General features: G+C 48.5%; 10 protein-coding genes. 3 read left to right on the top strand and 7 right to left on the bottom strand.

What is annotated here, in order from left to right; all coding sequences use genetic code 11:
- The 3 genes from Q7V48_08550 to Q7V48_08540 all read left to right on the top strand — a co-directional run.
- Positions 1-192 (top strand): DUF1016 domain-containing protein (locus Q7V48_08550; GenBank protein ID MDO9210785.1); only part of this gene is annotated, 192 nt, incomplete at its 5' end.
- Between the two features lie 291 nt (positions 193-483).
- The gene (locus Q7V48_08545) at positions 484-1,098 is read left to right on the top strand and encodes a nucleotidyltransferase domain-containing protein (GenBank protein ID MDO9210784.1); all 615 of its coding nucleotides are present in this window, start codon (positions 484-486) and stop codon (positions 1,096-1,098) included.
- Positions 1,095-1,661 (top strand): HEPN domain-containing protein, encoded by a 567-nt coding sequence (locus Q7V48_08540; protein MDO9210783.1) that lies wholly within the window; start codon positions 1,095-1,097, stop codon positions 1,659-1,661. Before Q7V48_08545 ends, Q7V48_08540 begins: the two co-directional genes overlap by 4 nt.
- 615 nt (positions 1,662-2,276) lie before the next feature.
- On the opposite strand, the gene Q7V48_08535 is transcribed toward Q7V48_08540, so the two are convergent.
- The 7 genes from Q7V48_08535 to Q7V48_08505 all read right to left on the bottom strand — a co-directional run.
- Positions 2,277-2,681, bottom strand: coding sequence for a HEPN domain-containing protein (locus tag Q7V48_08535; protein MDO9210782.1), 405 nt, complete (start codon positions 2,679-2,681; stop codon positions 2,277-2,279).
- Entirely contained in the window at positions 2,678-3,013 is a 336-nt protein-coding gene (locus tag Q7V48_08530) for a nucleotidyltransferase domain-containing protein (protein ID MDO9210781.1), read from the bottom strand. Before Q7V48_08530 ends, Q7V48_08535 begins: the two co-directional genes overlap by 4 nt.
- A gap of 127 nt (positions 3,014-3,140) precedes the next feature.
- Complete coding sequence (gene rimO, locus Q7V48_08525; GenBank protein ID MDO9210780.1) at positions 3,141-4,490, bottom strand: 30S ribosomal protein S12 methylthiotransferase RimO; 1,350 nt, start codon at positions 4,488-4,490, stop codon at positions 3,141-3,143.
- 7 nt (positions 4,491-4,497) lie between these two features.
- Positions 4,498-5,190 (bottom strand): outer membrane lipoprotein chaperone LolA, encoded by a 693-nt coding sequence (gene lolA, locus Q7V48_08520; GenBank protein ID MDO9210779.1) that lies wholly within the window; start codon positions 5,188-5,190, stop codon positions 4,498-4,500.
- Between the two features lie 120 nt (positions 5,191-5,310).
- A complete protein-coding gene (locus Q7V48_08515) occupies positions 5,311-7,539 on the bottom strand; it encodes a DNA translocase FtsK (GenBank protein MDO9210778.1) in 2,229 nt (742 codons plus the stop codon).
- A 137-nt stretch (positions 7,540-7,676) separates the two neighbouring features.
- Complete coding sequence (locus tag Q7V48_08510) at positions 7,677-8,327, bottom strand: lysophospholipid acyltransferase family protein (GenBank protein ID MDO9210777.1); 651 nt, start codon at positions 8,325-8,327, stop codon at positions 7,677-7,679.
- A gap of 179 nt (positions 8,328-8,506) precedes the next feature.
- On the bottom strand, positions 8,507-9,310 hold an 804-nt coding region (locus tag Q7V48_08505), incomplete at its 5' end, for an ABC transporter substrate-binding protein (protein MDO9210776.1).

The following is a 9,310-nucleotide window of genomic DNA, read 5'->3' as shown; positions in this document are numbered from 1 at the left end:
GACGATGAGAAGAGCCGGCTGTGGTATGCCGAACAAACGATTCGGAACGGATGGTCCCAACCCACCCTGTGCTTGCAAATCGATGGCCGCGTCCACGAGCGCCACGGCAAGGCTCTCACCAACTTCAAGAGGCTCGGGGACGTTCGTGCAGAACGTGCATTGTCCGGGTTTGAAAATAGCCATGACAGCTAACACTGGACCGGGACGTTAACAAAAAATTATCCTTGCAAATAATATGGGAAAAGAGATGTCACATGAACGTGGAGCGTTTTAAAACCAGCTCGTCTGGACGGATATTAAAAGTGGGACAAGGCCAGTCAGCTTATTGGGCGTTTGTGCCCCATCCGCTGCCGCCGACTTTAATCTTTACCCTTTATCCACCTTTTGATAAAAGGTGCGAATAAATAAAGTCCCCTCTTTTAATTATCAGTAATCAGTGATAATATTATCACCAAAAAGCGATAATACGGAGGAAATGACGATTTGAAACAAATAGTTAGGCTATTTTACAATGAACTAAATATCTCCCTATCCATCAGAAACATCGCTCAAAAGCTTAATATTTCATACAGTTATATTTATGGCCAGGTAAATGCCTTAGCTCAAAAGGGGGTCTTGAATAAGAAGAAACAGGGCGCAGCAATTTTCTGTTCATTGAATTTCAATAGCGAATACCTCTTAAATGACTTTATTGAAATAGCCAACGCAGATTTACAAGAGTTTTTGAAAAGTCAAAAGAAATTATCAAGGCCTATTCGAGAGCTAATGGATCGGCTCCCTGAACGTTCCCATTTCAATCTACTTTCCATTATCCTCTTTGGCTCTTATGCCAAAGGTAAAGCAGCCCCTAAAAGCGATTTGGATCTTTTTTTTATTGTGTCTTTCAAGGACCAATACCAAGAAATGATCGAATCAGAAACCCTCTCTCTTTCAAGGAGGTATGGGATAAATATTAATCCTGTTGTGGCAGAGCCAATGGAGTTTGTAAGAATGGTTAAAGAGAAAGAAACCAACCTTGCCCATGAAATTATCCGAGATAAAATTATCCTATGTGGGCGTGAGAAGTTTTGGGAGCTTATTTTCGCCGGGCTAAAATGAGAGAAAAACTTCTTAAATTAAAAATTGACGGGTATGTCCAAAGTAAGGAGCTCTATGAAGACAAAAACTTTGTCATCTTAGTTCCATTATATTTGGATAAATCCAGGCACAATCTTGAAACAGCAGACCTGCTTTTAAAACTCTCTGACGATAGAGAATCAAAAAAGGCATTGAGGCTAAGAGAAGATTACAATGCCTACGATTGGGTGATCAGCGCCAGCTACTATGCAATGTTTCATGCCGCCACCGCCGCATTAGGTAGTTTAGGGCTGAGGGCCAGGAACCATGACTGTCTGATTGAATCAATGGAATATCACTTTGTCCATAAGAAAAAGGTATTGGAAACTGAGCTGATCGATAAAATTGCTCGGCTGAAATCGTTGGAGGAAAAATATATCAACCAAATGTGGCATACAAAATCCAGGCGTAATACAGCCCATTACAAAGCCGAAGCGAGCATCTCCCGCTCCGACGCCCAAAGAAGCCTCAAAGATGCTCACGGGTTTGTGGAAAGGATAACGAATTTGATTGACGAATTGCGAGAACCAGGTGGGGGAATTTAAGAAAATTGGGGACGCAAAAATAGGGGCGGTGCACTCGTTCGTTCCGAAAATTAAACAATGCTATCAATCGACCGGAAGAGTTATGGTTATATGCATCGCTTCCTTGTAGTAATTGAAAAGGCCAACGATAATTATTCAGGGCCAGAGGTAATAGAGAAACTGGACTCGATTGTGAAAGTCGCCCAAGACGCGCGGCCCTTGGAGGCTTGAAAGAAGGGTAGGATATGGGGTACTTCAAAACTAACCCAGCGGGCAACATCGTCCAAGGCTGATGTGTGTGACCGCCGGTTTGTCGCGCAAGAGATCTTTGCCATTCTTGGTGAGGGTGAACAATGAAAGATAAGTATCAATCGGCTTTGGTTATGATACTTTTGGGAGCCAAAGTATCATTACGACCCCCGAAATGTAACTTAAGTATCATTGTGGATATTTAAGCTCCTCAAAATACATCTATGAACCAAACTCGTCCACGGCCCGCTTAGTATCCAATTTTGATGTACGAGTTAGGAGGAAATCTTTATTCTTTACAATTCCGACGGAGGGGAAGCGGAGGTTCAAAAACAACTTGTCGAATGGAATGCTGTGGTTTTTTAAAAGTGGAAACGATGGTTAAAGTTAAAGATAACCTTTTTCTTTCAGATAAGCCATAATCTCATCGGACAATTCCCCAACCTCTTTACGCAACTCAACAAAGTCCTCTTTAGAAAAAATGTAGGCGGGATTGTAGTCAGCCTCTTCCCTGTACTTCATCATTTTGGAAAAGACATGAGAGGCCTTGGCTTCAAAGCGGCCTTCCTTTACGAAATGAAGACTAAAAAGTCTCAGAGCCCCTTCGTGGCTTTTGGGCTCAAGCCCTTTAATTAGAAGGAGAGCCCTGATGCTGTAGAGAAGAGAATAATAGAGTCTGGAAACCGCTCCCTTGAAAAAACTATTTTTAAAGAGCAAATCTGCCTCTAATAAAGTTTTTGCCGCTCCTTCCAGTTCAGCTTTTATATTTTCCTTTTTATTTTCCTCCGTCATAACGGGATTCCTTCCGTCTCTATATCCATGGCGATTCTTCTTTCCCTATTCTTAAGGGAGGCAAAATCATCTTCGGAAAGCACCAGGGTTGAGAGGGGTGTTAAATATTTGAGTTCCACATCAGCAACTCTATCAAGAATCTGATTCTTAAGCTCTCGGGTCAGGTCTTTCACAATGACGGCAATATCAATGTCCGATTCGTGGTCATAATTTCCCCTCGCCCTTGACCCGTAGAGGATTAGTTTGATTCGATCGCCTAAGAAATCCTTTAAAGAATCTTTCAGCTCTTTTAAGGCCCTACTTTCATCACGGGAGAAATTATAAAGCTCCACTTTTACACCCTTTTTATGTAGCTCCCCCCCTGAGGATTGGATTTGTAGCTATTTTATCATTAAAATTGGGGAATAGGATAAGAATAATGAAAACGCCCCGCTGATGATATTCAGAAAATTCTGGGGCTCATCCGGGGCCGATAATATCTCCATAGAAATCATAGGCAGTTGCTTCGGTAATCACGGCTTCGACGATCTCTCCAGGACGGGACCTACCCCGGCGCAAGAAGGTAACCCCATCAACTTCCGGGGCTTGCCCCTGAGTTCTCCCCTCCCATAAAAGCCCGGAGGATTTTCCCGGGCGCTCAATTAGAACCGGGATGCGGGTTCCCACCTTTTCCTTCTGCCGGCGAAGAGAAATCTGTCTTTGCAGGCGCATGATTTGATGGTACCGCTGCTCCTTGACCCTTGCGGAGACATGACCCTTTAAGGTTGCAGCCGCCGTGCCCTCTTCCTTCGAATAGCGAAAGACTCCCAAGTGTTCGAAATGAGCCTCTTTAACCAAGTCAAAGAGCCTGCGGAATCTCTTTTCTGTTTCCCCTGGGAAGCCTACCATCAAAGAGGTACGCAGGGTGATTCCGGGAATTTCTTCCCGGAGTCGGGCGATCAATTCACGCACCTGGCTGCTGGAAACAGGCCTGTTCATGGCTCTTAAAAGGTGATCATCGATATGTTGCAGGGGAAGGTCTAGATATTTGCAAATCTTCTCTTCTTCCCGAATAAGGCGGATCAACTCCGGAGTAACGTGCCCGGGATGAGCATAGAGGAGGCGAATCCATTTTAGCCCTTTGACCTTCACCAGGCCCTGTAACAGGCGGGTCAGGTCAGTCCCATCTTGAAGGTCCCGCCCATAAGCAGTGACATCCTGAGCGATGAGATTGACTTCCTTCACCCCCCGGGAAACCGATTGCTGGGCTTCCTGAAGGACGGAAGAAATCTTCCGGCTGCGCAGCTTTCCCCGGATCCGAGGAATGACGCAGTAGGAACAGTGGTTGGAGCACCCTTCGGCTATCTTTATGTAAACACTGCCAGGGCTGGAGGTAAACAGGCGAGGGGTCCGGTGATCATACAGGTTGGTGGGGCGAGCAATGAACTGCTTTCGGCGAAGTTCGCCCTGGGCGGATTTTTGCAAAAGGTCAGCAATCCGATCCCATTCACCCGTCCCCAGGAATAGATCGACCTCAGGGAGTTCCTGAAGCAACTCAGATCCGTAGCGCTGGGGAAGACAACCCGTAACCACTAGCCGGTGGCATTTCCCCTTTTCTTTGGCTGCGGCCATGTCCAGGATCGTGGCGATGGATTCTTCTTTGGCCTCGCGGATGAAACTGCAGGTGTTGATGATGACTACATCGGCTTCGTCCTTGGTAGAAGGAATCCAGCCTTTCTCCTGAAGAAGGCCGAGCATAACTTCACTGTCCACCAGATTTTTGGGGCATCCTAAGCTGATCATGCGCACAGTTTTTGGGGATTGGTTCACGGCAGGATTATTTTCCAATTACGCCGGCAGGTGCCGCCCCTGGCAAGGTGAATACCTCTACATCTTTAGGAGGCGCAAAATTGAAAAGGGAGTCCGACAGATTGTTGTTAAATTTAATCTTGGAAAAATTGATCTGGGTTGTATTGCCCATGACATCCTGGATTTTGGCCTGCAGAATCTTAAAAGAATCCCGCTCGACAACCAAAAAGAGCTTTTCCAGGCTCCCCTGAGCTTCCATGGGAGTCAACTCCAGGAAGTAGTCTGAGGCGGAAGAAGGCTCTTGGGCCCATCGCGCCTGGAAATCCCTTTTGAGGTTGCCGATTCCAGCCAGGAAGGTTGAGGGTGCTTTGGACTGGAAGGCCTGGGTCATTTTGGACACGACCACCTGTTTGTCTTCTGGCCGGTAGGTCCAGAGCGTTTTTCCGTCGGAGATGATTTCCTGCTTGGTAGGCATGCGGTAGATCCAGCGCATTTTACCGGGCTTTTTAAAATAGACCAATCCCTCTGCGTGTTGCTTTTTTCCCAAACTTTTAATCAGAGATTCCTGGGCGAAATTGGCTTTATAGTCGGCGTGAATCTCGTATTGTTCTTGAACTTTGGCCACAACTTCCTCCAGGGGAATGGTTTGCCCGTTGCCGGGTGAAGGCCAGAGCCCGACCAGCGGAAGGAGGAAAAGGTAAAGAAGAATTTTAAAGGGCATCACTTTCTCCGATTTAAAAATCCATTTCTTTTAACCACAGAGAACGCTGAGTTAATTGAAAAATGAAAAACGCTATGCACATAGCGCTAAGCGGGTCTTACTATGGTCTGCGGTTAACGACTACAATTTCTTTATATACACTTCCCGCGGTTTGCTGCCGTCTGCCGGACCCACGACTCCTTCCTTTTCCATCCTCTCGATCATCCGCGCTGCCCGGTTATAACCCACCCGCAAACGCCTCTGGAGCATCGAGATCGAGGCCTGCCTTAACTCGGCCACAACGGCCACGGCCTGGTCATACATTTCATCGTAGCCGTCAGCATCGGCCTCCGGGGTCTCCTCCTTCGCTTTCAGGATGGTGTGATCGTAAACCGGCTTCCCTTGGTTTTTCCAGAATTCGACAACCCTCAGGATCTCGAACTCAGAGACATAGGCGCCGTGAACCCGAAACAGGCGGGAGGTCCCGGGAGGCAGGAAAAGCATATCGCCAGAACCCAGGAGGTGTTCGGCCCCATTGGCATCCAGGATGGTCCGCGAATCGGTCTTGGAGGAAACCTGGAAAGAGATTCTTGTGGGGAAGTTGGCTTTGATCACGCCGGTGAGCACATCCACGGATGGCCGCTGCGTGGCCAGGAGCAAATGGATGCCCGCGGCCCGGGCCATCTGGGCCAGGCGGGTCAGGGAAGCCTCCACATCCCGCGCCGAAACCATCATTAAGTCCGCCAATTCATCGATGACTATGACGATGTACGGTAAGGGCGATAAATTGTCTCCGGTGCGGTCCTCGAGGCCTTCTGTCTCTTTAAGCAAAGTCCCGCCTTTGCGCCGGGCATCCTTCAATTCCTTATCCACTTTCTGGTTATAGCGTTCGATGTTCCGTACGCCTTTCTCAGCCATCAACCGGTAACGGATCTCCATCTCCTCCGTGGCCCACCGCAAAACCAGGGCTGCGGCCTTCGGGTCATATACCACGGAATGGAGAAGGTGAGGGATCCCATCATAGACCGAGAGTTCCAGACGTTTGGGGTCGATCATCAGGAGTTTCACTTCTTCCGGGCTCGCCTTGTAAAGAAGGCTGCAAACCATGGAGTTCAGGGAGACACTTTTGCCCGCTCCCGTGGCACCGGCGACTAAGAGATGGGGCATCTTCGCCAGGTTGGTCACGAAAGGATTGCCGAAAATGTCCTTGCCCAGAGCCAGGGTGAGTTTCGATTCCGCCTGGGAGAACTCCTCACAGGAGAGGATGTCCTTCAGGTAAACGGGTTCGCGGATGGAATTGGGGATTTCAATGCCCACGGCGGCCTTCCCCGGAATGGGAGCGACAATACGCACGCTGATGGCCCGCAGGGCCAGAGCTAAATCATCACTGAGGCCGACGATCTTGTTGATTTTCACCCCCGGAGCCGGCTCATACTCATACATGGTGATCACCGGCCCTGGACGAACTTCTACCACTTTTCCTTCCACGCCAAAATCTTGCAGGCGCTTCTCCAGGATCTTGGCGTTGGCCAACAGGCTCTCTTTATCAACCTTAATTTCCTTCTGCTCAGAGCTCTCCAGCAAGGAGAGGGGCGGGAGCACATAAGAACCCCGGGAATCCAAGAAGGTGAAATGTTCCTGTTTTTCCCGCACGACCGGGACGGATTCCGCTCCAATCCCTTCTTTTTCCCCGGCCCCTTCTTTTTTAATGATTAAAGGAGGAGCGGTTTCTTTTTCTTTCCTAAGTTCTTTCGCTTGTTTTCCTTTGGTACTCAAGGCGCGTTTCCATAGCCTCTGCCCCTGGTTCAGGAGCGTCAAAAAGAAGTGGCTTATGGCCTTGATCATTTCTGCCCAGGAGAGTTTGGTCAGAACCGTAATGGATATAACCAGCACCACCGCAAAAAGGATTAAGGCCCCGCTGATATTCAGATACTTCTCGGTGATCCGGGCGAAGAAATAGCCTAATGCCCCCCCGCTGTCGATCTTCGCTCCCCAAATATTCATCTTTCCTAAGCCGAGAGAAAGCAACCCGCTGCCTGTAATAAAGAGTCCGGCCAAAGAAGCTGTCTTGGCGGGCGGGAAGGACATTTCCGAGAAAAGAAAGAGTTTCAGGGAAAAAAGAATAAAGAAAAGCGGCCATAGAAATGCGGTTAAACCGAAAGTCTGGAGGAAGATATCGGCAAGGTGAGCCCCGACGAAGCCGGCAAGGTTGGTGGCTTTCTGTGGCTCCGAGAACTGATGGTTGAAAGAAGGGTCGTCAGGGTTGAAGGAAAATAAGCTAATAGCCAGGAGGACGGCAAAGGCCACCAGGATAATCCCAAGGATTTCCCTTTTTAAACTGGACCTTTCGGAGCGGGATATTCTGCCCATTTTTAATAATGATAATAGAGAAATAGGCGAATGTCAAAGGAAAACAAAGGCACAAGGCAAGAGGCAATAGGCCAGAGGCAATAGGTAAAAGGCAAAGAAAATTAACCCATCGCCTATAACCTATTGCCTATCGCCTTTTAGTTTTTCAGATTTTGCATAATTATTTCCCGCACCTTTTCCATTAAGGGGCGGGCTTCGCGCAGCGAAAGGTTGCGGGTTGGGATGGGCTTGCCAAGGTTCAACTCCATTAAGCCGGGCCAGAAACACCAGCCGGTTCGGGGAAGCATATGATAGGTTCCAGAAATGGAGACTGGAACAATCTGAGCCTTGGACTGCAGGGCCAGGAGAAAAGCCCCACCTTTGAAGTCTTTCACCTGGCCGTCGGGCGTGCGCGTCCCTTCAGGAAAGACGACGATCGAAATCCCCTTCTTCAGCAGAGCGACTGCTTTCTTCAAGCTCTTCAGGGCTGATTTGGCATTGTTCCTGTCAATCAGGATGTGGCCGGAGGAGGACAGGAACCATCCAAGAACCGGAAACCAGGAGAGAGATTTTTTGGCGATGAACCGTACTGGAAATGGAAAAGCGGAAATGATTCCGGGGATGTCCAGAATACTGGCATGGTTGGATATCAGGATGTAGGCCTGCTCCTTTTTTAGGTATTCCAAGCCCTGCGGGCGCAGGCGGATGCCGTTGGTATGCAGCAGCCAGTTGACCCACGTTCGCTGAAAAATGGAGGGCCATCGCCCGGATGGATCCAACAGGCAACTGACGATAGCCGGTGGGGCCAAAATGGCTGTGTAAACCGTTGCGGAAAAAATTAAGAATAAAGCCCGAAGAAAAGCAAAAAACTGAAAAGAAATTTTTGCACCCATGAAGGAAAGGTGGAGGTTGAAGGAATGAGAGGGGCTGGATGTGGCCTATCGCCAACTATCCAGCCCCCCATAGTTCTATGGGTTAAATCTCTAACTTATTTCTTGAACGACATGTCAAAAACTACCAGGCGCTCGTCTGTGCGGGCTTTCCAGTTCACCCGTTCATTCACCCCGTAAATGTCGATCTGCTGATAAGTCCAGGCCCAGGGGACTTCCTCTTTGATCAGCTTGGCGGCATCGGAATAAATCTGCTGGCGCTTTTTCTGATCCATTGTGGAAATTCCCTGATCGATTAAGGTATCGAGCTGGGGAAAGGAAACATTGCAGAGCAATTTCCCTGTGCGCATTAGGGGAGAAATTGTGAAATCAGCATCAAAGCTGGTGTTTCCCCAACCCAAGAGATAAGCCGGGGAAGCGTTATGGCTATACATCATGTTCATGTAGGTTCCCCATTCATAAGTTTTGACAGTGGCGTTGATGCCGATCTTCCGCAGGTCTCCGGCTGTCGCTTCAGCCATTTCCTTATCGTTCAAGTACCGTCCGCTTGGGGAATGCAGGACAAAATCAAACCCTTTGGCATAACCGGCCTCGGCCAACAGCTTCTTGGCTTTTTCCGGATTGTATTCATAAGGTTTGATCGCTGGGTCGTAGCCGAAATGTTTATCAGTAAATGGAGATCCCAATTGGATGCCGTTTCCTTCGAGGACCTTTTTAATATTGGTCTTCAGGTCAATTCCCATGGCGATGGCCTGCCGCACTCTTTTGTCGGCCACGGGTCCTCCCTTGGTTGTATCAAAGGCTATGAAGATAACCCGCACGCTGGGCACCTTGGAAACAAAGGAGCGCCCCTTCCAATCCATCAATTTCATGAGATGGGGGGGAATATTGGTGATGATATC

Source organism: Deltaproteobacteria bacterium, assembly GCA_030654105.1.
In the GTDB taxonomy this organism is placed as follows: Bacteria; Desulfobacterota; SM23-61; order SM23-61; family SM23-61; genus JAHJQK01.
Note: the sequence above shows the minus strand (reverse complement) of the source record. Positions and strands in the feature narration are given on the sequence as shown.